The sequence below is a fragment of the Citrobacter sp. wls613 genome, from assembly GCF_005281195.1.
Lineage (GTDB): Bacteria > Pseudomonadota > Gammaproteobacteria > Enterobacterales > Enterobacteriaceae > Citrobacter > Citrobacter gillenii.
In genome coordinates this window covers 269,427-294,133 of record NZ_SZXN01000065.1, presented here as the reverse complement: position 1 = coordinate 294,133, position 24,707 = coordinate 269,427, and the positions used below count along the sequence as shown (strand labels likewise).

Annotated in this window: 20 protein-coding genes and 1 pseudogene; 8 read left to right on the top strand and 13 right to left on the bottom strand. The window is 54.3% G+C overall.

The genetic code is table 11. The annotated features are described in order from the left end of the window. The first annotated feature begins 4 nt into the window (after positions 1-4). From FDX01_RS23100 to FDX01_RS16200, 4 genes and pseudogenes are all read left to right on the top strand, one after another. Positions 5-2,263, top strand: a pseudogene (locus tag FDX01_RS23100) (NtaA/DmoA family FMN-dependent monooxygenase). Between the two features lie 9 nt (positions 2,264-2,272). Then, on the top strand, positions 2,273-2,782 hold the full coding sequence (locus tag FDX01_RS16210) for a GNAT family N-acetyltransferase (RefSeq protein ID WP_096757005.1): 510 nt from the start codon (positions 2,273-2,275) through the stop codon (positions 2,780-2,782). Positions 2,783-2,791: 9 nt separating this feature from the next. Continuing rightward, the gene (locus tag FDX01_RS16205) at positions 2,792-3,718 is read left to right on the top strand and encodes an amino acid ABC transporter permease (protein ID WP_117342809.1); all 927 of its coding nucleotides are present in this window, start codon (positions 2,792-2,794) and stop codon (positions 3,716-3,718) included. Continuing rightward, positions 3,702-4,475, top strand: a complete 774-nt coding sequence (locus FDX01_RS16200; RefSeq protein WP_137400147.1) for an amino acid ABC transporter ATP-binding protein — start codon at positions 3,702-3,704, stop codon at positions 4,473-4,475. Before FDX01_RS16205 ends, FDX01_RS16200 begins: the two co-directional genes overlap by 17 nt. 139 nt (positions 4,476-4,614) lie before the next feature. Here FDX01_RS16200 and FDX01_RS16195 read toward each other — a convergent pair whose 3' ends face one another. Together FDX01_RS16195 and FDX01_RS16190 are read right to left on the bottom strand one after the other, a co-directional pair. Next, on the bottom strand, positions 4,615-5,925 hold the full coding sequence (locus FDX01_RS16195) for an MFS transporter (protein WP_117342807.1): 1,311 nt from the start codon (positions 5,923-5,925) through the stop codon (positions 4,615-4,617). A 74-nt stretch (positions 5,926-5,999) separates the two neighbouring features. Continuing rightward, positions 6,000-7,196: an L-talarate/galactarate dehydratase gene (locus FDX01_RS16190; RefSeq protein WP_135912026.1), complete on the bottom strand. Its 1,197-nt coding sequence runs from the start codon at positions 7,194-7,196 to the stop codon at positions 6,000-6,002. Positions 7,197-7,515: 319 nt separating this feature from the next. On the opposite strand from FDX01_RS16190, the gene FDX01_RS16185 reads away from it, so the two are divergent. Then, positions 7,516-8,520 (top strand): LacI family DNA-binding transcriptional regulator, encoded by a 1,005-nt coding sequence (locus FDX01_RS16185; protein ID WP_115258474.1) that lies wholly within the window; start codon positions 7,516-7,518, stop codon positions 8,518-8,520. A 22-nt stretch (positions 8,521-8,542) separates the two neighbouring features. Beyond that, positions 8,543-8,770: a tautomerase PptA gene (pptA, locus tag FDX01_RS16180; protein WP_096757011.1), complete on the top strand. Its 228-nt coding sequence runs from the start codon at positions 8,543-8,545 to the stop codon at positions 8,768-8,770. Positions 8,771-8,809: 39 nt separating this feature from the next. On the opposite strand, the gene FDX01_RS16175 is transcribed toward pptA, so the two are convergent. Together FDX01_RS16175 and FDX01_RS16170 are read right to left on the bottom strand one after the other, a co-directional pair. Continuing rightward, positions 8,810-10,786 (bottom strand): alkyl sulfatase dimerization domain-containing protein, encoded by a 1,977-nt coding sequence (locus FDX01_RS16175; RefSeq protein ID WP_137363323.1) that lies wholly within the window; start codon positions 10,784-10,786, stop codon positions 8,810-8,812. 207 nt (positions 10,787-10,993) lie between these two features. Then, on the bottom strand, positions 10,994-11,566 hold the full coding sequence (locus FDX01_RS16170; protein ID WP_137400146.1) for a flavin reductase family protein: 573 nt from the start codon (positions 11,564-11,566) through the stop codon (positions 10,994-10,996). Between the two features lie 157 nt (positions 11,567-11,723). On the opposite strand from FDX01_RS16170, the gene nhoA reads away from it, so the two are divergent. Further along, positions 11,724-12,569 (top strand): N-hydroxyarylamine O-acetyltransferase, encoded by an 846-nt coding sequence (nhoA, locus tag FDX01_RS16165; RefSeq protein ID WP_137400145.1) that lies wholly within the window; start codon positions 11,724-11,726, stop codon positions 12,567-12,569. Positions 12,570-12,620: 51 nt separating this feature from the next. Here the strand turns inward: nhoA and FDX01_RS16160 are convergent, their stop codons facing one another. From FDX01_RS16160 to FDX01_RS16130, 7 genes are all read right to left on the bottom strand, one after another. Then, the gene (locus tag FDX01_RS16160) at positions 12,621-13,517 is read right to left on the bottom strand and encodes a PhzF family isomerase (RefSeq protein WP_137400144.1); all 897 of its coding nucleotides are present in this window, start codon (positions 13,515-13,517) and stop codon (positions 12,621-12,623) included. A gap of 120 nt (positions 13,518-13,637) precedes the next feature. Continuing rightward, a complete protein-coding gene (gene narI, locus FDX01_RS16155; RefSeq protein ID WP_096757016.1) occupies positions 13,638-14,318 on the bottom strand; it encodes a respiratory nitrate reductase subunit gamma in 681 nt (226 codons plus the stop codon). Further along, a complete protein-coding gene (narW, locus tag FDX01_RS16150) occupies positions 14,315-15,010 on the bottom strand; it encodes a nitrate reductase molybdenum cofactor assembly chaperone (RefSeq protein WP_137363319.1) in 696 nt (231 codons plus the stop codon). The genes narI and narW overlap by 4 nt, the downstream gene beginning before the upstream one ends. Continuing rightward, positions 15,010-16,554, bottom strand: coding sequence for a nitrate reductase subunit beta (gene narH / locus FDX01_RS16145; protein WP_115258480.1), 1,545 nt, complete (start codon positions 16,552-16,554; stop codon positions 15,010-15,012). The genes narW and narH overlap by 1 nt, the downstream gene beginning before the upstream one ends. Further along, a complete protein-coding gene (locus tag FDX01_RS16140; RefSeq protein WP_135912029.1) occupies positions 16,551-20,291 on the bottom strand; it encodes a nitrate reductase subunit alpha in 3,741 nt (1,246 codons plus the stop codon). Before FDX01_RS16140 ends, narH begins: the two co-directional genes overlap by 4 nt. A 55-nt stretch (positions 20,292-20,346) precedes the next feature. Then, positions 20,347-21,732, bottom strand: coding sequence for a NarK family nitrate/nitrite MFS transporter (locus tag FDX01_RS16135; RefSeq protein ID WP_096757020.1), 1,386 nt, complete (start codon positions 21,730-21,732; stop codon positions 20,347-20,349). Between the two features lie 207 nt (positions 21,733-21,939). Then, positions 21,940-22,518, bottom strand: a complete 579-nt coding sequence (locus FDX01_RS16130; protein ID WP_137400143.1) for a TetR family transcriptional regulator — start codon at positions 22,516-22,518, stop codon at positions 21,940-21,942. A 116-nt stretch (positions 22,519-22,634) separates the two neighbouring features. On the opposite strand from FDX01_RS16130, the gene FDX01_RS16125 reads away from it, so the two are divergent. Next, positions 22,635-24,122: an MFS transporter gene (locus FDX01_RS16125; protein WP_096757025.1), complete on the top strand. Its 1,488-nt coding sequence runs from the start codon at positions 22,635-22,637 to the stop codon at positions 24,120-24,122. Here the strand turns inward: FDX01_RS16125 and FDX01_RS16120 are convergent, their stop codons facing one another. Together FDX01_RS16120 and FDX01_RS23905 are read right to left on the bottom strand one after the other, a co-directional pair. Beyond that, on the bottom strand, positions 24,123-24,503 hold the full coding sequence (locus tag FDX01_RS16120) for a GFA family protein (RefSeq protein ID WP_096759399.1): 381 nt from the start codon (positions 24,501-24,503) through the stop codon (positions 24,123-24,125). Between the two features lie 143 nt (positions 24,504-24,646). Continuing rightward, positions 24,647-24,707, bottom strand: a 61-nt coding sequence (locus FDX01_RS23905; RefSeq protein ID WP_249361000.1) for a hypothetical protein, incomplete at its 5' end; no start/stop codon positions are given.

The following is a 24,707-nucleotide window of genomic DNA, read 5'->3' as shown; positions in this document are numbered from 1 at the left end:
TACTATGGCTAAAAAAAGGCAATTACGGTTGGGCACTATTCTGCATGGTGCCTCCGGGAATATGTCAGCATGGCGTCATCCGGCAGCACTTGCCGATGCCAGTATTAATTTTGAGTTTGTCAAAGACACTGCATTAATTGCCGAGAAAGGCAAACTGGATTTTATTTTTGTTGCCGATGGTTTGTATATCAATGAGAAATCCATCCCACATTTTTTAAATCGCTTTGAACCGCTAACGGTATTGTCGGCACTGGCGAGCATCACCAACAATCTGGGACTGGTGGGCACGGTTTCAACCTCATACAGCGAACCGTTTACCACCGCGAGACAGTTTGCCAGCCTCGATCATCTCAGCCAGGGGCGCGCTGGATGGAATGTGGTGACATCGCCCCTGGAAGGTTCAGCAAAGAACTATTCTCGCGCGCAGCACCCGGAACATGCTCAACGCTACCGTATTGCCGATGAATATTTGCAGGTGGTCAAAGGGTTGTGGGATTCGTGGGAAGAGGATGCGTTTACCCGCAATAAAACGAGTGGTGAATTTTTTAATCCGCAGAAACTGCATACGCTCAATCATCATGGCGATTATTTCCAGGTTTCCGGTCCTTTAAATATTGCCCGTACACCGCAGGGCCGGCCGATTATATTTCAGGCTGGCGCTTCTGAAGATGGCAAGAAATTAGCAGCAACACACGCTGACGCCATTTTCACCCATCAGGAATCACTGGCAGAGGCCAAAGCTTTTTATCAGGATGTGAAAAGCCAGTTGGAAATAGCGGGGCGGGGTGACGATGACCTGCATATTTTCCAGGGCGTCAGCGTCATTGTGGGTGACAGCGAGCAGGATGCTGAACAGCAATATCAAACCACCGCAGCGCTGGTTTCCATTAACGACGCGCTGAATTACCTCGGCCGCTATTTTGAACATCACGATTTCGCGCAATATTCCCTTGATGCGCCGTTCCCGGATCTTGGCGATCTCGGGCAAAACAGTTTTCGCAGTACTACCGATGAAATCAAGCGTAATGCACGTGAGCGCGGGTTAACCCTGCGCCAGGCTGCGCTGGAAGCGGCCAGCCCACGCCCCCGCTTTAGCGGTACGCCGGAACAGGTGGCTGACGGCCTGCAGCAGTGGTTCGATGAGAGAGCCGCCGACGGATTTATCATTCAGGGCGGCACGCCGGACACCTTCCCACGCTTTGTTGAACAGGTGATCCCGTTACTTCAGGCGCGCGGTCTGTTCCGTCTTGACTACCCCGGCACGACTTTGCGTGCCAGCCTTGGCTTAGCGACACCTGCCAATCAATTCACACAATAAGAGACAAATACGATGCAGAAAAAATCATTACTTTTGGCGCTGTCCCTGGCTTTCAGCGCTTCCGTCTGGGCAAACGATGTCACCATCAACGGCACGGGCGTAAGCCTGGAGGCTAATAAAACGCCGATTAACACGGTGAAAAACGCGCAGGCGATCGCGCAGTTGCCCGCCAGGCTGCAGCTGGCCGTACCGGGTAAATTCACGGTGGCGATTGCCGGACTGAGCCAGCCGCCGCTGACGGTGTTTGCAGATGACAATAAAACGCTGATCGGCAGCGAGGCGGATATCGCCCGTCTGGTGGCCGACAGTCTGGGGCTGGAGCTGAACGTGGTGCCAACGTCATGGGAAGACTGGCCGTTGGGCGTAGCTTCCGGCAAATATGATGCTGCGATCAGCAATATTACCGTCACCAAAGCGCGCAAAGAAAAGTTCGACTTCGCCACGTATCGTAAAGATTCACTCGGTTTTTACGTCAAAACCGGCAGTAAGTTGACCAAAATTGAACAGGCAAAAGATATCGCCGGGCTGCGCATTATTGTCGGCTCCGGGACCAACCAGGAAGCCATTCTTCTGGCATGGAATGAAGAGAACCTGAAGAAAGGGTTACCGGCGTTTACGCCAGTCTATACCAAGGATGATGCCGCCCAGACGCTGGCGCTACAGTCAGGCCGCGCCGATGCCTATTTTGGCCCTAACGTTATCGGCGCGTGGAAAGCAGCGCTCAATGGAAAAACGCAACTCGTGGGTAGCATCGACGGTGGCTGGCCAAAGGCCGCGCATATCGCCGTAACGCTGAAAAAAGACAGCGGGTTGGTGCAGCCGGTGCAAACCGCGCTTAACGGTGTGATCGCCAACGGTGACTACGACAAAGTCTTGAATCGCTGGGGAGAGGGGGTGGAACGCATTCCACAATCTGAAATCAACCCGGCCGGTTTAGGCGACTAAGGAGGTAACGTGAGCGATCAATTCCGCGTGGTCTCGCCGGAGGCGGCAGAACTGCAGCCGATTCTGAACGGTCTGTTTGCTGAATATGCCGCGCGCTATGGCGATTATTTTTCCCGTGATGCTGAAGTTGAATTGACTGAATGGTATCTGGCGCCGCAGGGGATCTTTGTGGTGCTGGAGCGCGACGGCGAGATTATCGCCACCGGGGCCTACAAACCTTACGACAAAGACACGGCTGAGATTAAACGCATCTGGACCCAAAGCACCCTGCGTAAGCAGGGGCTGGCGGCGCGCGTGGTACAGGAACTGGAACGACGGGCGCTACTGGCGGGCTACAGCCGTATCTACCTGACGACAGGGTTTCGCCAACCGGAGGCCGTTCAGCTCTATTTGCGTCAGGGGTACGATCCACAATTTGATATTGCACGTAACCCGGAAGAGTACAGCCTGCCGCCGTTTGACGGTCGGCTGCGCTTTACCAAACTGTTGACCATCGCAGGTCAGGCAAAAATTGCCTGAGGAGAAAAAATGAAAACGACGGAAACCATCAAAGTCGTCCCGGCACGCTATCCGATGCGCACGGCAGGTGCGATAGTCGCGCTGTTTGTGCTGGCGGTGATTATCCAGTCGGTGGCGTTTAATCCGCGTTGGGAGTGGGGCGTGTTTGCCCGCTGGTTCTTCGACCCGGTGATTTTGTCCGGTCTGGGGCAAACGTTGCTGCTGACCCTTATCGGCACACTGTTGAGTGTGGTGTTCGGTGGATTGCTGGCACTGGCACGTCTCTCATCATCGTGGCTGCTGAATAGCCTGGCCTGGGGATACATCTGGCTGTTTCGCTCGCTGCCGCTGATCGTGGTGCTGATAATCTTATACAACTTCTCGTATCTGTACGACACGCTGACGATTGGCATTCCTTTCACCCACGTTCAGTGGGGCAGCTTCGCGACCATCAATGTACTGGGTCAGTTTTCTACCGCGGTAGTGGGTTTGACGCTGGTGCAAAGCGCCTATACCGCCGAGATTATTCGTGGCGGATTTCTCGGTGTCGATCACGGCCAGTATGAGGCTGCGGCAGCGCTGGGTTTACCTGCCTGGCGACGCACGCTGCGCATTATCCTGCCGCAGGCGCTGCGCACCATTTTGCCTGCCGGCTTCAATGAGATTATTAGCCTGGCGAAAGGGACGGCGATGGTTTACGTGCTGGCGATGCCGGAGCTGTTTTACACCATCCAGATGATCTACAACCGTACCCAGGAGGTGATCCCGTTGCTGATGGTTGGGGCGGTGTGGTATCTGGCGATCACCAGCGTTCTGTCGCTGATTCAACACCTGGTTGAACGCGCGCTGGCCCGCAGCGAACGGCGCTCAGCCATCAATACCACCCGCGTCAGCCGCGCAGTTAAAGGTCGCCGTCAACTTACGCCTCAGGAGGTCGTCCATGTCCCACTCGCCTGAAGGCCATATTTCCATTACTGGCGTCAGCAAGTCCTTCGGCCGCCATAAAGCGCTGGATGACGTGTCGCTGGAGATCCCGCCTGGTACGGTAACGGTTATTCTCGGGCCATCGGGTTCGGGAAAATCCACGTTACTGCGGGCAATCAACCATCTGGAGCGCGTCGATGAAGGCTTCATTCAGATCGACGGCGACTATATAGGTTATCGCCGACAGGGAGACAAACTGTATGAACTGAAAGAGGCGGATATTCTGCGCCAGCGCATTAATGTGGGCTATGTGTTTCAGAACTTTAATCTCTTCCCGCACTTAACGGTACTGGAGAACCTGATTGAAGCGCCAGTGTCTCACGGACTCGCGTCACGGAAATCCGCTACCGAGCGGGCATTAACCCTGCTGGATGCGGTAGGCTTGCGGCATAAAGCCGATGCCTGGTCACGCCACTTATCTGGCGGGCAGCAGCAGCGTATCGCCATCGCTCGTGCGCTGGCGTTGAACCCGCGTGTGATGCTGTTTGATGAACCGACATCCGCGCTTGATCCTGAACTGGTGGGCGAAGTGCTGGATGTCATTAAAGGCCTGGCAAAGTCCGGTACCACGTTAGTGGTGGTGACGCACGAGATTGGTTTTGCCCGGGAGGTGGCGGATCAGGTGGTGTTTATGGTCGATGGTAAAATCGTCGAGCAGGGTAGCAGCGAGCAGGTACTGAATCATCCGCGTCATCCGCGCACGCAGCAGTTTTTGTCGAAGGTGCTGTGAACCGGGGCGCGCTATGCGCCGCGGGAAAATGGCTAACCTCGATGCAGCGAGCGCTGAGCAAATCGTAGCCGTAAAAAAACGCTGTTCCGCAGGAGTGCAAGTCCCGGAACAGCGGGCGAAATATCGCCATACGGTTAAATCACGCGACGGACGGCGTCAGGGTAATACGATCCAACGGTCCGACGACAAACAGATACGAACACAGCCCAATCAGCCCCATCGAGCCGACGTATAAAATGGCGTAATCAAACGACTGGGTATTGGCAAGGATGACGCCGATAACCAGTGGGGTGATGATACTGGCCATGTTGCCGCACATATTGAACACACCTCCGGCAATGCCCAACACTTCTTTTGGTGAGGTATCGCTGAGTACGCACCAGCCCAGATTGCCAAAACCTTTGGCGAAAAATGCCAGGCTCATGGCGGCAATCACCACAAATTCTGAAGAGGTGTAGTTGGCGATAACAATCACGCAGGAAAGCAGCATCCCGCAGATGACCGGCAGCTTGCGGGCAACCGTCAGGCTGTAACCGCGTTTCAATAACCAGTCAGAGAATACGCCACCTAACAATCCACCGATAAAACCGGCAATCGCAGGAATACTGGCGACAAACCCGACCTTGAGAATCGACATTCCCTTAGCCTGGTACAGATAAGTCGGAAACCAGGTCAGGAAGAACCAGGTAATGGATGTGACACAGAACTGCCCGATATAAACACCGATCATCATCCTGTTGACGCAAACGCTTTTAATCTGCGCAAAGGTGATTTTTTGTGGTTCTTTCTTATTTCCCAATGATGGTTCGCCACCGCCATTACGAATATAATCAAGTTCCTGCTGGTTAACTTTCGGGTGATGCATCGGATCTCTGATCTTAACCAGCCAGAATATACCCAGAATAACGCCAATTGCCCCGATATAATAAAAGACAAAATGCCAGCTCAAATTATGCAATATGATGGTCATCAGCGGCGTAATAATGCCTAGCGAGATATATTGCGCTGCCTGATAAACTGAGGTGACAAACCCGCGCTCGTTATTAGGAAACCACTGTACACTCAGGCGACTGTTGGCGGGGAAGGCGGGGGCTTCGATAGCGCCCATCATCAGACGTAAGATAATCAATACGATCAGCGGACTGGCGTACAGATAAATGGTGCCCTGAAACATGGTCACCAGCGACCAGCCGATCAGCGCGCAGCCGTACACCAGGCGAGAGCCGTAGCGGTCCAGTAACCAGCCGCCTGGCAATTGCATAATGACGTATGAAATACCAAATGCAGAAAAGGCCAGCCCCATTGCTTCAGGGTCAAAACCCAACTCTTTACTCATAATCGGTGCGACAACGGATAACGTTGCACGATCGGCATAATTAAATACGGTGGCCAGAAACAGAAATATCAAAATACTGTAACGCACTTTAGTGCGCTTTATTATTGTGTTCATCACCCACTCCTGTTATTAGGTTTGAGAGCGTTTCTGTAGGGAAAGAGGGCGGGTATTATTCCCCGCCAGATACGTTAAGGGCGCTTGCCAAATTCACAGCTTAACTGCGTCCAGCGGCGTGCCTGTTCGCTAATACTGAATCCCAGACCATGGCGATCTGAAACCCACATCCGACCATCGCGCAGTTCCAGTTGTTCATTGAATAACGGGTTCAGCCATTCAAAATGCTCCAGCCACGGTTCAAGTGGGTAAGCGGCGGACAGATGCAGGTGCACTTCCATGGCAAAGTGTGGAGCCAGCTTGCGCCCGTGTTTTGCCGCCAGGTCCATAATTTTAAGGAATGGAGAAATACCGCCCACGCGTGGGGCGTCGGGCTGCACAAAATCACTGGCGTTGCCGAGGATCAACTGCTCGTGCTCGCGGAAACTGGTCAGCATTTCGCCGGTGGCAATCGGTGTATCAAGCGCAGCAGCCAGTTGAGCGTGGCCTTCAATGTCATAGGCATCCAGCGGCTCTTCAATCCAGATCAGATTGAACTGTTCCATTTTGCGTCCCATGCGAATGGCGGTTTCCCGATCCCACTGCTGATTGGCGTCAACCATCAGCGGGAAGTCATCGCCCAGCGCTTCACGCACCGCGGTTAAGCGACGAATATCTTCGGCGCAGTTTGGCTGACCGACTTTCAGTTTGATGCCGCCAATGCCGTTTTCGCGGGAGATAACCACGTTTTTCAGCACCTGATCCAGCGGCGTATGCAGGAATCCTCCGGAGGTGTTATAGCACTGAACGGAGTCGCGATGTGCGCCCAGCAGTTTTGCCAGCGGCAGGCCCGCGCGCTTGGCCTTCATATCCCACAGGGCGATGTCGAGAGGGGAGATGGCCTGGACCGCCATCCCGCTGCGGCCAACGGAAGCGCCGGCCCACAGCAATTTGGTGTAGATCTTGTCTATATCGTTCGGATCTTCGCCAAGCAGATTATCGGCGATCTCTTTGGCATGCGCATAAATACCCTGACCGCCTGCGCGCTTCGAGTAGCTAAATCCCACCCCTTCAAATCCGTCACGGCTGCGGATCTCAGCGATGATAATGGCGACTTCAGTTAACGGTTTCTGGCGACCGGTGAGCACTTTAGCATCGCTGACTGGCGTTGCCAGCGGCAGAAAGGCCAGAGACAGTTTTACCCACTCAATACGGTCGCCTGTTTCAGCCGCTGTTTTTGCGTTGGCCGTTTTGGCATAAGTTACGGCATCGGAATTCGCACTTAGTGACATCTTGTTCTCTCCTGGTGGTTACAAAATGATTGCGCTAACATTTTTAATGGTGGCGCAATCATTACGCCAGTAAATTGCTTCCGATTTGAACAATCGATCACAAATGCGGAGATAACAGGGGCTGTTTTTATAAACAGCATCACATTCCAACGCATTGTGTGAAAATGCACAAATCATTATGATGGCGCTAACATTTTACAAGGCGTTATTTCACTAAGCTGCTGTTTTCTCTGCGTTATGCACCAGGGATGCTGGCAATGGCCGAAATCATGATGAATAATGCACAAATCCATCGGCGATTTTTACAAAGGCATCAACCGTGAAAAATTCCAGACCTCCCCGCGCACCAACGCTGGAAGATGTTGCCCGCACCGCGGGATTATCGCCAATGACCGTAAGCAGGGCGCTGAATACCCCGCAAATGGTGCGCCCGAAAACAGTAGAAAAGGTGATGCAGGCCGTTCGCGCCACCGGATATATTCCCAACGCACTGGCGGGGGGGTTGGCCTCACGTCGCAGCAAACTGATTGCGGTAGTGGTCCCACAAATTAACAACAATATGTTTGTCGATACCATTCAGTCGCTGAGCGACGAACTGGCTGAACGTGGGTATCACATCTTGCTGTGCGTGGCTGGGTATACGCAGCAAACCGAAGCCGAGCTGGTAGCGACGCTGCTTTCTCGTCGACCGGACGGCGTGGTGCTCACGGGTATCCACCACACCGTTGAGTTGAAAAAAGTGATCCTCAACGCCGCCATCCCGGTGGTGGAAATCTGGGATTTGACGCCAACCCCCATCGATATGCTGGTGGGGTTCTCGCACGAAAAAGTCGGGCAGGCGGTGGCTGACTATCTCCTTGCAAAAGGTTATCGTCGCCCGGGCCTGTTATGGACCGCCGATCGCCGCGCCGGTCAGCGTAAACACGGACTCTGTGATGTGTTGAGTCGCCATGGCATTACCACGGTGCCGCAGGTGGATGTGCCGCTTCCGGCTTCGCTGGCGTTGGGACGCAGTGGCTTGACGCAGCTTTTTGCCGAAAGCGAATTTGATGTGATTGTCTGTAGCTCGGATACCCTCGCGCAGGGGGCAATTATGGAGGCGGAAAGCCGTGGTTTGGCGGTACCACACGATTTAGCAGTGGTGGGCTTTGGCGATCTTGATTTTGCCGCTAGCAATCGCCCGGCAATTACCACCGTCAGCGTAGACCGCCGCGCCATTGGACAGCGTGCCGCCTCGCTGCTCGCCGACAGAATTGAGCACATTCCTCGTGAAGACGATATTATCGATGTCGGATTTCATCTTATCGTACGCGAGTCCGCGTAAAGACAATAATAAGGAACCTGCTATGCCGCACGTTGATATTAAATGTTTTCCCCGCGATTTGAATGACGAACAAAAATCCGCGCTGGCGGCGGAGATTACCGAGGTGATCGTTCGCCATCTGCAAAGTAAAGACAGCTCGGTGAGCGTCGCGCTCAATGAGGTTGACCCAAAAGCCTGGCAGCAGGTGTGGGATAGGGAAATCGCACCGCACATGGATACGCTGATTAAAAAACCGGGTTACAGTATGTGAGAGAAAACGGGCGGATAATCCGCCCGTTGTACGTTATGTTTAAGGGGTAACGATATTGAACCAGAACTCGAATTTATCCATGTAGCCCAGCATAGAATCAAGTTTAGCGCCGTCGCCGGTCACCTTCACATCGCCACTCTGTTCAGCCTGTTTCAGCGTCACTTCCTTAAGGATGATTTTGTTCAACGTGTCACGGTTGAGCGTGATAGTTGCGTCTGCGTCTTTGGCTTCAGAATTGGCGGTGTGGTTTAGCACGCCGTTTTCCAGCTCCAGCTTGTATTTACCGCCGTCGCTACCGAGGTCGATGTTGAATACTGATTTCGCGTCGCCCGCTTTCTGCCCGTTAATATGCACTGCCAGATAGTCAAAGAACATTTCTGGCGTCATCGCGCGTACGGTATCCGGGCTGGCGGTATTCGGGGTTGGCCCTTTGATCACGCCGTTACGCAACTCTTGTGCGCCGGTGAGGTAGAAGTTACGCCACGGTCCGGATTCAGCCTGGTAGCCTAATTGTTCCAGCGCATCGGCTTCCAGATTACGCGCAGCCTGGTTGTTCGGATCGGCAAACACCACTTTGCTCACGACCTGCGCCACCCAGCGGTAGTTACCCTGGTCATAGTCGGCTTTCGCTTTTTGCAAAATAGCATCGGCACCGCCCATATAGTCGACGAATTTCTTCGCGGCTTCTTCCGGTGGCAATTCATCAAGCGTTGCCGGGTTGCCGTCAAACCAGCCGAGATACAGCACGTAGGTGGCTTTCACATCGTGGCTAACAGAGCCATAGTAGCCCCGGTTGGCCCAGGTATGTGCCAGCGAGTCCGGCAGTTTAAAGTTCGCGGCGATCTCGTCACGGGTCAGACCTTCGTTGGCCATACGTAACGTTTGATCGTTGATGTAACGGTACAAGTCACGCTGGCTTTTCAGCAGTGTCATGACCTTGTCGTTACCCCAGGTTGGCCAGTGGTGCTGCGCCATCAGGATTTCAGCTTTGTCCCCCCAGCGCACAATCGCTTCGTTAATGTATTTGGACCACGGCAGCGGTTCACGGATTTTGGCACCGCGCAGCGAGTAGGTGTTGTGCAGGGTATGGGTGACATCTTCGGCAGATTCAATCAGCTTTTTCTCTTCGATGTACCACAGCATTTCCGACGGGGCTTCAGAGCCTGGTGCCAACATGAAATCATAGGTCAGACCGTCGATAACTTCTTTTTGCCCATCTTTCTCAATGATATTGGTGGGTGCAATCAGAGTAACCGTGCCCGCAGAGGTGGTGGTGCCGAGTCCCGCGCCGACCTGGCCTTTGGCGTCCGGTTTTAGCAGGTTGCCGTACATATAGCTGGCGCGACGGCTCATGACGTTACCGGCCATGATATTTTCCGCCACCGCGGCTTCCATAAAGCCAGCTGGCGCATAAATCTTCACCTTGCCCGCTTTCACGTCGGCTTCATCAACAACGCCGCGTACGCCGCCATAATGGTCAACGTGGCTGTGGGTGTAAATTACCGCTACAACCGGTTTGTTACCCCGGTTTTTAAAGTAAAGATCCATCCCTACTTTAGCTGTTTCAGCAGAGACCAGCGGATCAACCACGGTGATGCCTTCTTTACCTTCGATAATCGTCATGTTCGACAAATCGAGGTTACGGATCTGGTAGACGCCATCCGTTACTTCAAACAGTCCGCTGATGTTGATTAGCTGAGCCTGTCGCCACAGGCTTGGGTTAACCGAATCCGGTGATTTATCACCTTCTTTAATAAAGGCGTACTGTTGCGGGTTCCAGACCACGTTACCTTGCTCACCTTTAATCACCTCCTGAGGAATCGGGGCGATAAAGCCTTTATGGGCGTCAGTAAAGTCGGTGTTATCAGAGAAGGGCAGTTGATTGTATAGCGCATTGTTGGCCTGTTGCGTGGCGGCAGTGGCGTCTTTTGGCGCTTCAGCAGCCATAACAGGGACGGCAAACGATGTTAATAACCCAGCCAGGAGTAAACTTTGTGCGATTCTATTAAGTTGCATCGTAAATCCTCTCAGAGACTTCAGGACGTGCGGTGTCTACGGATAGCGTTTTGGTTAAATATTTGAATTAGAGCAAACTTAACTATAATTCACATGAATGAATCGGCAAGGTCACGGTGGCTGTTTTATCCAATTGTTTTTTTGGAAGTTTTAAGAAAAAGTAGAATAAAAAAACGTGGATGACAGGGGGGCTGTCATCCGTTCCGATCACTCACCTGCAGTAATGCGTTTTCCGCTGGTGATAAAGGTGCCCGCACTGAGATGATGCAGGGTGTTGAGCTTGTCATCATCGAACTGCCAGCGTCCGTCGACAAAGACGCGATCGTCCGCTGCGGCGGAAACAACCTGGCCGAACAGGGTGTCATACTTCTCTTGCGCAGATGTCGCAGGCAGCAGGCGACACTCCATCCACGCCAGGCATTTAGCCTCTATCAGCGGTAAGCCCAGCACTGGACCTTTGACGACCGGAATGCCGTAGCAGTTAAATTTATCTTCCACGCGACCAGAAACGCTTCCCACCGCGTAGGTCCAGTTAGTTGCCGCCACGCCGGGAATGACAATGCCAAACAGGCCGCTACGTTCAATGAGTTCACGCGACCAGGCGGTCTTATCCACCACAATGGCAATACGCGGCGGGTCAAACTCAACGGGCATGGACCACGCCGCCGCCATCACATTTCGCCGCTGCGTATTTTCATCACGACTGGTTATCAAGACCGTTGGACCGTGATTTAACAGTCGGCTGGCATGGTGTAATTCAACCGGACGGAAATGACTCATGGTGGATCCTCAGTTGAGTGGATACTGCGCACAATTAATATAGATATTAACGGGATTAGCGATTTTGTCGCCCGGCATACGGCGGGAGCGCACAAAATCGACGGCGGAAAATGAAAAATGCGTTATAAGTACAACATTCAACGCACAGGGATCCGGTATGACGCCTTTTTTAACCGCTTATTTTTCCCGTATTGGCTGGTCAGGTACGGCTAACGTCAACATTGACACTTTGCAGACGCTGCATTTACTGCACAACGGTGCGATTCCGTTTGAAAATCTCGATGTGCTGCTGCCGCGAGAAATGCAGCTCGACGATCAGTCGCTGGAAGAGAAACTGGTGGGCGCGCGTCGCGGCGGCTATTGCTTTGAGCAGAATGGGGTATTTGAGCGTGCGCTGCGGGAGATTGGCTTTACCGTGCGCAGTTTACTTGGGCGGGTGGTGCTGGCAAATCCGCCCAGCTTGCCGCCGCGCACGCATCGACTGTTACTGGTCGAATTGCAAGGTGAAGCGTGGATTGCCGATGTTGGTTTTGGCGGACAAACGCTAACCGCGCCGATTCGTCTGCAGGCCGACATTGAACAGCAGACACCGCACGGTGAATATCGGCTGATGCGGGAAGACGAAGACTGGATCCTGCAGTTCCGTCATCATGAGCACTGGCAATCGATGTACCACTTCGATCTGGTCACTCAGCATCAGAGCGATCATCTGATAGGTAACTTCTGGTCCGCGCATTGGCCACAGTCGCATTTTCGCCATCACCTGCTGATGTGTCGTCATCTGCCAGACGGGGGTAAGCTGACCCTGACCAACTTCCATTTTACGCACTATGAAGCGGGCCATGCGGTAGAGCAGATTAACTTACCTGACGTCGCGAGCCTGTATGCTCTGTTACAGGACCGCTTTGGTCTGGGAGTTGATGATGCCAAACACGGCTTTACCGAGGCGGAACTGGCAACGGTGATGGCGGCGTTTGATACGCATCCGGAGGCGGGTAAATAGGGTGATGATTTGCCGGATAGCGACGCGATGCGTCTTATCCGGCCTACCGACTCAATTAAAATCTATCGCCCATTCGGCATGAAACAGGATCACCGCCGCACCGGTAATCGTCACTTTTTGCGGCTGATTGTCCTGGATTGCCACCGTCACCTCGACAATGCCGTCGCGTCCCAGCGCACGGCCTTGATGCCCCTGAACATGCAAGATTTTTCCGTCATGAGCCATTAGGTTGTGGTGCACCAGCCATGCGCCCATTGGACCATTGGCATTGCCGGTGACCGGGTCCTCCACAATGCCAATCGCCGGTGAAAACATCCGACCATCAGTGGCATTTTCCCCTGGTCGAATCTGAAACGGGAAGAAGCCGTTGCAGCCAATGTGCTGGCTGATCGCGATTAATGCCGACTGGTCCGGGGACAGGGCGTCGAGGTCGACCTCCGGTTTCAACGGGATCATCACTTTCGAATGTCCGGTCGAGGCAATCTGGAGCGGCAGTCCCGGCAGTATATCGTCTTCGGTCAGATGCAGGGCGGCGATGATGGCTGCACGCGTGGGTCCCTCCAGCGGCGGCTCAAAAGTCGGCGTACCCTGTTCCAGACTGATGCGATAGCCGTTATCTTCAGCATGAATATCAACGCGGTGACGCCCGGCCAACGACGTTTGCCAGACGGTCGTATTGCCTAGTCCAAGCACGCTGGCGCGAACATAGTGTGCGGCAACGGTGGCGTGCCCACAGATAGGTACTTCGACCGTTGGCGTGAAGTATCGAATACGCACGTCACTGTCGTCGCTGGTGAGCAGAAAAGCGGTTTCAGAATGACGCAGTTCACGCGCAATCAGCTGCATCTGCGCCTCACTCAGTCCGTCAGCATGCAGCACAACGCCTGCGGAATTGCCGCGAAATGGGTGTGGAGTAAAGGCATCGACGTGGTAAACCTGTGGTTTCATTGGCGTTCTCCCTGGAGTGGAGAAGCATCATAACGTGCAAAATGCTGGATGGCGACGCCCTGCGTCTTATCCGGCCTACGGAATCTCCCTGTAGGCCGGATTTGGCAATACAACGCGAATTTATCGGCGAGAACGGACGATCTGGTTACGACGGGTGAAATATTCGACCGGCGCGCTCCACACGTGGACCAGACGGGTGAACGGGAACAGCAGGAAGATGGTCATCCCCAGAACCAGATGGACGCGGAAAATTAGCGCCACGCCATCCAGATGCGCAGACGCGCCGCCCTGGAAGGTCACCACCGACTGCGCCCAGCCCACCAGTTTCAGCATTTCACTGCCGTCCGGATGTTGTGCTGAGAACGGAATGGTGGTCAGACCGAGGATACACTGAACCAGCAGAACACACAGGATCAGAATATCAGCGGTAGAGGATGTCGCGCGAATTCGCGAATTCGTCAGACGACGAACCAGCAAACCCGCGCCGCCGACCAGCGTCAGCACGCCGCAAATCCCGCCCGCAATCATCGCCATTTGCTGCTTCACTGCGATAGGCAGGAACCAGGCGTACATCCAGTGCGGGGTTAACATGCCAAACAGATGGCCGAAGAAAATCCCCAAAATGCCGATGTGGAACAGGTTTGACCACAACACCATGCCGCGTTTGTCCAGCATCTGACTGGAGGAGGCGCGCCAGGTGTACTGGCCGTAGTCGTAGCGTAGCCAGCTGCCGAGGATAAACACTGTCCCGCACAGATACGGGTAGATGTCGTAAAAAAAGACGTTCAGGTACTGTATCATTTCGGGCCTCCCGAGCTGACGTCAACATACTGTGGCGCCACGTCCTGGCTAAAGCGCCGTTGGTAGCTTTGCAACGGTGAACTGTCACAGGCGGTGGCGTTATCCTCAATGAACTTCACCTGTTCCTCTTCCCATACAGCGTCGAGCGCCTGGCGGGTATCGTCACGGGTTTCTGCGCCGACCTGTTTCGTGACACTGTCACTTGAAAGCGGACTGCCCGCCAGCATGAGAAGGGCGTCAAACAGCTGATACCATGGGGTATCACGCTGCTTTAAGCGCCCGCCAAGCAGCGCCAGGATCGGCGCGACATTTTGCAATCCCTCTTTAGCCTCTGCCTCCGGCAGCACGCTCAAATACTCCAGATACAGCGGCAGGTGATCCGGCAGCTCACGGCAGGCGAGCTGTAACCCGACCTTTTCGTACTGTGCCAGCAGGTCAACCATCGCCTGACCGCGATCGCGTGATTCCGCATGAACATGTTCAAACAGCAGCAGCGAGGTGGCGCGCCCCCGGTCAAACACCTCGCACCATTCGGCTTGCTTATCCAGCAGCGGGGCATTTAACAATTCGCGGGTGAATTCGCTCAGCATCGGTGCATCACTGGCGACCAGCGCCAGCGCATCGTCCTTACATTCCCACAGCAATTCATCCGGATACTCCATCAACAGCCCGATAACCTTGAGGATCTGCATTATTCACCCTCCGCTTTATCGCGCACTTCGGTGATGTCGATAGCATCAATGCGGCTGCTGTTGAACAGGTTGAATTTGGTATCTGAACCGTGGCAGCCATCGCCGAAGGTAAAGCCGCAGCCGTTTTTCTCCGGGAAGGCATCACGGGCCATTTCGCGGTGGCTGGTCGGGATCACGAAGCGGTCTTCGTAGTTGGCAATCGCCAGATAGCGATACATCTCTTCGACCTGCTCCACGCTCAACCCGACTTCGTCGATAGCGCGGGTATCGGTGACACCTTCAACGGTTTGCGAGCGCATGTAGTGGCGCATCGCCATCATACGTTTCAGCGCGCGCAGCACCGGGCCGGTATCGCCCGCGCTGAGCATGTTGGCGAGGTATTGCACTGGAATACGCAGCGATTCTACCGCGGGCAGGATATTGCCATTGTGCGGCAGGCCACCGGCGTCGGCGATCGACTGAATCGGTGACAACGGCGGCACATACCAGACCATTGGTAGGGTGCGATACTCCGGATGCAGCGGCAGAGCCAGCTTCCAGTCCATTGCCATTTTGTAGACCGGCGAGCGCTGGGCGGCGTCAATCACGTTTTGCGGAATACCCTGTTTCAGCGCTTCTTCAATGACCGCTGGATCGTTCGGGTTGAGGAACACGTCGCACTGGCGCTCGTAGAGATCGGTTTCATGCTCGGTGCTGGCCGCTTCTTCAATGCGGTCAGCGTCGTACAGCAGGACGCCGAGATAGCGAATGCGCCCGACGCAGGTTTCTGAACACACCGTCGGCTGGCCGGATTCAATGCGCGGATAGCAGAAAATACATTTTTCCGACTTGCCGCTCTTCCAGTTAAAGTAGATTTTCTTATACGGGCAACCGCTGATACACAAACGCCAGCCGCGGCATTTATCCTGGTCGATCAACACAATGCCGTCTTCTTCACGCTTGTAAATGGCACCGCTCGGGCAGGTCGCCACACAGCTCGGGTTCAGGCAGTGTTCACACAGGCGCGGCAGATACATCATGAAGGTGTTTTCGAACTGGCCGTACATCTCCTTTTGCATCTTCTCGAAGTTACGGTCGCGTGCGCGCTTAGAAAACTCGCCGCCGAGCAGTTCTTCCCAGTTTGGCCCCCAGATAATCTTGTCCATCCGTTTGCCATCAATCAGCGAACGCGGACGGGCGGTGGGCTGATGTTTGCCTTCCGGTGCGCTATGCAGATGCTGGTAATCGTAGGTGAACGGCTCGTAGTAATCATCAATTTGCGGGATCACCGGGTTGGCAAAAATTTTGGTGATCACGCCCATTTTGCCGCCCAGGCGCGGTCTGATTTTACCGTTAACGTCGCGAACCCAGCCGCCTTGCCACTCTTCCTGATCTTCCCAGTTTTTGGGGTAACCAATCCCCGGTTTGGTTTCGACGTTGTTAAACCATGCGTATTCCATACCTTCACGTCCGGTCCAGACGTTTTTACAGGTGACGGAGCAGGTGTGGCAGCCGATGCACTTATCCAGATTAAGAACCATGCCTACCTGTGAGCGTATTTTCATTTTTTCGCCTCCTGTACCTGATCGCGACCTTCATCATCCAGCCAGTCAATATTTTTCATTTTTCTAATCATGATGAATTCATCGCGGTTAGAGCCGACGGTGCCGTAGTAGTTAAAGCTGTAGGACAGCTGCGCATAGCCGCCGATCATGTGCGTCGGTTTCGGACACACGCGGGTCACTGAGTTGTGAATACCACCGCGCATGCCGGTAACTTCAGAACCGGGGATATTCATGATTCGCTCCTGTGCGTGGTACATCATGGTCATTCCCGGCGGCACACGCTGGCTGACCACCGCACGGGCGGTCAACGCGCCGTTGGCATTGAAGGCTTCGATCCAGTCGTTATCCTCGATCCCCAGCTCTTTGGCGTCGGTTTCACTGATCCAGACAATCGGCCCGCCGCGCGACAGCGTCAGCATCAGCAGGTTTTCGCTGTACGTGGAGTGGATGCCCCATTTCTGGTGCGGCGTCAGGAAATTCAGCGCTTTTTCCGGGAAGCCGTTCGGTGGAACCTCACGCATTTCCGTCACGCTACGGGTATCGATTGGCGGTCGATAAGCCACCAGGCTTTCGCCAAAGGCACGCATCCACGCGTGATCCTGATACAACTGCTGGCGACCGGACAGGGTGCGCCATGGGATCAGTTCGTGTACGTTGGTATAGCCGGCGTTGTAGGAGACATGCTCGCTTTCAAGACCCGACCAGGTTGGGCTGGAGATGATTTTGCGCGGCTGTGCCTGAATATCGCGAAAACGAATCTTCTCGTCTTCTTTGTTCAGAGCCAGATGCGTGTGATCACGCCCGGTCATCGCCCCCAGGGCTTGCCAGGCTTTCACCGCCACCTGACCGTTGGTTTCCGGTGCCAGCGCGAGGATCACTTCAGACGCGTCCAACGCGGTGTCGATCAGCGGTCGGCCTTTCGCCGGGCCTTCTCGCTTGGTGTAGTTCAGCTTACCGAGGAAATCGACTTCAGCCTGGGTGTTCCACGAAATGCCTTTCCCGCCGTTACCCAGTTTATCCATTAGCGGACCGAGCGAGGTAAAGCGTTCGTAAGTGGCAGGGTAGTCGCGTTCGACAACCGTAATATTGGGCGCCGTTTTACCGGCAATGAGGTCACATTCACCCTTGCGCCAGTCCTGAATATCAAACGGCTGCGACAGCTCTGCCGGAGAGTCATGCTGGAGCGGTTGCAGCACCACATCGGTTTCCTGACCCAGATGCCCCACGCAGACCTCGGAGAATACTTTGGCAATGCCCTTGTAAATCTCCCAGTCGCTTTTGGATTCCCAGGCCGGATCAACCGCCGCTGACAGGGGGTGAATAAACGGATGCATATCCGAGGTATTCATGTCGTCTTTTTCATACCAGGTGGCGGTCGGCAACACGATATCGGAGAACAGGCAGGTGCTGGACATACGGAAATCAAGCGTGACCAGCAGGTCAAGCTTGCCTTCGATGGCCGCCGTTTGCCATTCCACCTCTTCAGGTTTAATGCCCTCGCTTTCGCCCAGCGCTTCACCCTGAATACCGCTTTCGGTACCCAGCAAATATTTGAGCATGTATTCATGCCCTTTGCCGGAGGAGCCAAGCAGGTTCGAACGCCAGACAAACAGGTTACGCGGGTGGTTACTGCCGTTGTCCGGTTGCTCACAGGCCATGCGGATATCACCGGACTTCAGCGCCTGCGCGGTGTATTCCGCTGGAGATAATCCAGCCTGTTCCGCTCGGGCTTTAACGGTTAATGGGTTCAGGTTGAGCTGTGGGGCAGAAGGCAGCCAGCCCATACGCTCGGCACGGACGTTGAAATCGATCAGATGTCCGGTAAATTTCGACGCGTCGGCCAGCGGAGAAAGCAACTCCTGGGCGGTGACTTTTTCATAGCGCCACTGGCTGGAATGGTTGTAGAAAAACGAGGTGCTGTTCATCTGACGCGGAGGGCGGTTCCAGTCCAGCGCAAAGGCCAACGGTAACCAGCCGGTCTGCGGGCGCAGTTTTTCCTGTCCGACATAGTGCGCCCAGCCGCCGCCGCTTTGACCGACACAGCCACAGAACACCAGGATGTTAATCATCCCACGGTAGTTCATGTCCATGTGGTACCAGTGGTTGACGCCTGCCCCGAGGATGATCATCGAACGACCATGGGTTTTGTGCGCGGTATCGGCAAATTCACGGGCAATTTGTTCGATATGACGGCGAGGCACGCCGGTGATTTGTTCGCCCCAGGCCGGGGTGTAGGCTTTAATCTCACTGTAATCACGGGCCGCGAGGTCATCATCGAGTCCGCGATCGAGCCCGTAGTTCGCCAGGACTAAATCGTACACGCTGACCACCGGACAACGGCGGCCATCAGCGAGGGTAAGGTGCTTAACCGGTAGTTTACGCACCAGCACCGGCTCCTGCTTCACGCTGCGAAAATGCGGATTTTCGTTACCACCAAAATAGGGGAACGCCACACCCGCCACCTCATCATGCTGGCCGAGTAACGACAGGGACAGTTCTGTTTCCGTGCCGGCAGCCAGCGACTCGAGGTTCCATTTGCCTTTTTCGCCCCAGCGAAAACCAATAGAACCATTCGGTACTACCAGTTCACCGGCGCTGTTGAAGGCCACGGTTTTCCATTCAGGGTTATTACTTTCACCCAGTCCGTCGACGAGGTCCGAGGCGCGCATCATCCGTCCTGGTACAAAGCTACCGTCTTCCCGGGCATCCAGCAGCACCAGCATCGGCATATCGGTATAACGGCGGCAATAGTTGATGAAGTAGTCGCTGGGCTTATCAAGGTGGAACTCTTTGAGGATAACGTGACCCATGGCCATCGCCAGCGCGCTGTCAGTGCCTTGCTTCGGTGCCAGCCACTGATCGCACAGCTTGGCAACTTCCGAGTAGTCCGGCGTAATGGCGATGGTCTTGGTGCCTTTATAGCGGACTTCGGTAAAGAAGTGAGCATCTGGCGTACGGGTCTGTGGAACGTTAGAACCCCAGGCAATGATATAGCTGGAGTTATACCAGTCGGCGGATTCCGGCACGTCAGTCTGCTCACCCCAGGTCATAGGCGAGGCCGGAGGCAAGTCACAGTACCAGTCATAGAAGCTCAGGCAGGTGCCGCCGAGCAGCGACAGATAGCGTGTCCCCGCTGCGTAGGAGACCATCGACATGGCAGGGATGGGGGAGAATCCGGCTACGCGATCCGGGCCGTAGGTCTTCACCGTCCAGACGTTAGCGGCGGCGATCAGTTGATTTAATTCTTTCCAGTTGGAACGGATAAATCCGCCACGTCCGCGTACCTGTTTGTAGCTCTGGCACTTTTGCGGATCGTGCATAATGGATTCCCACGCCAGTACCGGGTCGGGCTGGCGGGAAAGGGCGTCGCGCCACAGTTCGACCAGGCGTTTACGCACCAGCGGGTATTTCAGGCGGTTGGCGCTGTAAAGATACCAGGAATAGCTGGCACCGCGCGGGCATCCGCGAGGTTCATGGTTGGGCAGGTCCGGGCGGGTGCGTGGATAGTCAGTTTGCTGGGTTTCCCAGGTGACCAGGCCGTTTTTAACGTAGATTTTCCAGCTGCATGAGCCGGTACAGTTGACGCCGTGGGTCGAGCGGACAATTTTATCGAACTGCCAGCGCTGACGATAGCTGTCTTCCCAGTCCCTATTGGTGTGCATGACTTGCCCGTGCCCGTCGGCAAACGTATCGCCCTTTTGTTTAAAGTAACGAAAGCGATCCAACAGTTTACTCATGACATTTCTCCTGCTCCTAATGGACGCTGCCTACGATCTGCAGGCCAAATAGTTGTTATTTTTTTTGTGATTTGCGGCCATAGACCAGCCAGGTCACCAGCACGCAGACGATGTAAAACACTAAAAATATTTTCATGGCGCCCACTGGTGATCCAGTCAGCGCCAGCGAGGTACCGAAGGCTTTCGGAATAAAGAAACCACCCACTGCGCCAATGGCCGAGATAAAACCAAGGGCCGCTGCGGTGTCGGTTACCGCTTCGCGCTGGGCCTGTTCTTCCGTACCACCGTGCAATTTCACGCGGTAAATGGTTATTTTGCGAAAGATCACCGCAATCATCTGGAAAGTTGAGCCGCTGCCCAGACCGGCGGTCAGGAACAGTCCCATAAACACCAGGTAGAAGGCGGTGAAGTTTCCAGAACCCGAACCCGGCAAGGTGAGGAACAGCAGGCCGCTAAACAGTGCCATAAACATAAAGTTGATTAACGTCACCCGCACACCGCCAAACTTGTCCGAGATAACGCCGCCCGCTGAGCGCGCCAGTGCGCCGATAAACGGCCCAAAGAACGCCAGCTGCAGAATATTTACGTCAGGAAACTGGGTTTTGGCCAGCATGGCAAACCCGGCGGAAAAACCGATAAATGAACCGAAGGTGGCGAGATACAACAGGCTTAACAGCCACAGATGAAAACGCTTCAGTACCGGCAGCTGTGAGGCGATAGAGGCTTTGGAACTGGCGATATCGTTCATGCCGATGCCCGCTGCCAGAGTGGAGAGCAGCAGCAACGGCACCCAAATCCAGGCGGCGTTGGTCAATGACAGTAACGAACCATCAGGTTGCGGCACGCCCTGGACGCCGAGGAAGGTAAAAATAGGCAGAAAAATCACCAGTGGAGCGATCAATTGCATCACGCTGACGCCCAGATTGCCGAGACCGCCGTTAACGCCGAGTGCGCTGCCTTGCTTCGCTTTCGGGAAGAAGAAACTGATATTGCCCATGCTGGAGGCAAAGTTGGCGCCAGCAAAACCACACATCAGCGCAATAACGATAAATACGCCAAACGGAGTAGCTGTATTTTGCACCGCAAATCCGAGCCACAGGCACGGGATAACAAGAATCGCAGTGCTAAAAACCGTCCAGCGGCGGCCGCCAAATATAGGCACCATAAAGGAGTAGGGGACGCGTAATATTGCACCAGAAAGGGACGGTAATGCGGTTAATAAAAAAAGTTGATCGGTGGTGAAATTAAAACCAATTTTATTTAAGTTTACTGCTACGGCGCTAAATAGCATCCAGACACAGAACGCAAGAAGGAGACAACTGACTGATATCCAGAGGTTTCTTCGGGCAATATGCTTACCTTTATTTTCCCAAAAGGCGGCATTTTCTGGTTTCCAGTCGGTTAAAAGATAACGATTATTTTTCTCATTTGAAGGTGACATATTATCCTCACATGCGCACGTCGTTCAAGAAATAAACGCATACAGAGCCGTACTGGCCCTGATTAGAAATTATTGAAAAGCGTTAAGAATATTGAATGAAAGGATAGATAAAAAAGCGCAATAGTGCGGAGTGAGGGGAGAATTAAGCGTTGCTTATGTGTTACTAATTGTAAATATAAAAGATACATTATTAATGTATCAATAACATTAACTAAACAGCTCCAGATGAATCATTCGATCCAGATGCCGTGTAAAGGCCGGATCCGCCATTTCTGACATCCCCAGCGCATACATACCGTCGAGGCCACACACGAGACCGATCAAGCGCCAGGCGACGTCGGCGGCATCCGGTTCGGCCAAAAACTCACCTTCTTGCTGGCCGCGAAGAATGATCGCCGTTGTTTCTTCATGCCACATGCGCATGGTCAGTAGGTAGGCGCTTTTGATTTCGGGGTCTTTGTCAGCCAGGATCTGCGCTTCTCGCCAGAGTTTAATGTACGGCTCAAACCCGCCGTCATCACTGCCAAGCATAGCGTGGAGTTGCTCGCGGAAGGTCGCACCTTCGCTGACCTGTTCCGCATCAAGCAGGGTACGAATCAGACGAACAAACGCCTGAGACTTAAGCTCACCAGCTGACGTGAAATGGTGATGCAGTTGGCCGGTCGCCACTTTCGCCTCGGTTGCAATGCGTCGTACCGTCATGGCGCTAAACCCTTCTTCCAGCGCGACGCGCATTGCCGCCTGCAGGATCACTTCCCGACGTTCATCCCGATTCAAATAACTCATACATCCCCCTCTACCTACGTTGAAGGCAGTCTAACAAAAAGTTGGACATATGTTCAATTTTCCGTAGGATCGTTAAAGCTGGACATGTGTCCAGTTTAAGTTTTGTAGGGAGTTTTATGTTTCGTCAGTGGTTAACGTTAGTGATTATTGTGCTGGTCTACATCCCTGTTGCGATTGATGCAACGGTGCTGCACGTTGCCGCGCCCACGCTGAGTATGACGCTGGGTGCCAGTGGTAACGAGCTGCTGTGGATCATTGATATTTATTCCCTGGTGATGGCAGGGATGGTGCTGCCGATGGGGGCACTGGGCGATCGCATTGGCTTTAAACGCCTGCTGCTGTTGGGCGGAGGCCTGTTTGGTCTGGCCTCGCTGGCTGCAGCCTTTGCCCATACCGCCGGATGGCTTATCGCCACGCGCGCCGTGCTGGCAATTGGTGCGGCAATGATCGTCCCGGCGACGCTGGCCGGTATTCGTGCGACCTTTGCTGAACAGCGCCACCGTAATATGGCGCTTGGCGTCTGGGCGGCGGTCGGTTCCGGCGGGGCAGCATTTGGTCCGCTGGTTGGCGGTATGCTGCTGGAGCACTTCTATTGGGGTTCTGTATTCTTAATCAATGTGCCGATTGTGTTAGTGGTGATGGCATTGACCGCGCGTTACGTTCCGCGCCAAACCGGTCGTCGCGATCAGTCATTAAATTTCGGTCATGCGATTATGCTGATTGTCGCCATTCTGCTGCTGGTGTATAGCGCGAAAACGGCGCTGAAGGGACACATCGCGACGGGCGTGATTGTGCTGACGCTGTTGGTGGGCGCTTTACTGCTGGGGCAGTTCGTGCGCATCCAGCTTGCCGCATCGCGCCCGATGATCGATATGCGACTGTTTACCCATCGCATTATCTTAAGCGGCGTTGTCATGGCAATGACCGCGATGATAACCCTGGTAGGCTTTGAACTATTAATGGCCCAGGAACTGCAGTTTGTGCACGGATTAACACCGTATCAGGCGGGTCTCTTTATGCTGCCGGTGATGCTGGCCAGTGGATTCAGCGGGCCGATTGCCGGGATGCTGGTATCGCGCCTGGGACTACGTTGCGTGGCTACCGCGGGCATGGCGCTGAGTGCCGTCAGCTTCTATGGGCTGGCGATGACCGATTTTAGCACCCAGCAGATCCAGGCCTGGATATTAATGGCCCTGTTGGGCTTCAGCGCCGCCAGCGCGCTGTTAGCCTCCACGGCGGCCATTATGGCGGCGGCACCCGCAGAAAAAGCGGCCGCTGCCGGGGCTATCGAAACCATGGCCTACGAGTTGGGTGCGGGGCTGGGGATCGCGATTTTTGGTTTACTGCTAAGCCGCAGTTTTTCCGCGTCAATTCTGCCGCCTGCAGGACTTAACCCGCAGGAGCTTGAGCGCGCCTCATCATCGATGGGGGAAGCGGTACAGCTGGCGCACTCGCTTCCGCCCTCACTCAGTGAGGCGCTGTTGACGGCCGCCAGAGACGCCTTTACCTGGTCGCATAGCGTGGCATTGAGCAGCGCGGGCAGCATGCTGATCGTCCTGGCGGTAGGAATGTGGTTCAGTCTGGCAAAAGTGAAACAGCAATAACTAGTGGGCTAAATGGCAGGGGTAATCCATCTCTTCGACTTCTTTTCCACTCAGTCGAGCGTATTGCCCCGTCAGTCTCCAGAACGCAGGCTGTGTTTCGGTGTAGATCTCTGCCGCTAAAATCAGGCGGCGGCGGTCTACTTCGTTCAGTTCCAGCAATGTCCACGGAATAAAGTAGCGTTCGCTGTCGGTCAGCGTAAACCACAGCGGGCACCCGCAACCGGAACAGAAGAAACGTTCACCACGATTTGAAGAAGGAAAGTGCGAAGGTTCCGCAGATTCTGGCGACATCAGCGGATGACCGCTGGCTTCCAGATACATGGCGATGCCGCCAGACCACTTCTGGCACAGCGTGCAGTGGCAGGCATAGACATCAAGCATGTCGACGTTAACGGTAAAATGACTTTGTCCGCAAAGACAACGACCTGTGAACGTCTGCACGTCATACTCCTTATGACCGAGTCTACTTCAAGAGAAAAAGCCAGCCCGTAGAGGACTGGCTTTGTATTTCACTTACAACAAAATTAGAACTGGTAGTTCAGGCCAACAGCCACAACGTTGTCGGTGCTTACACCAGCAATACGT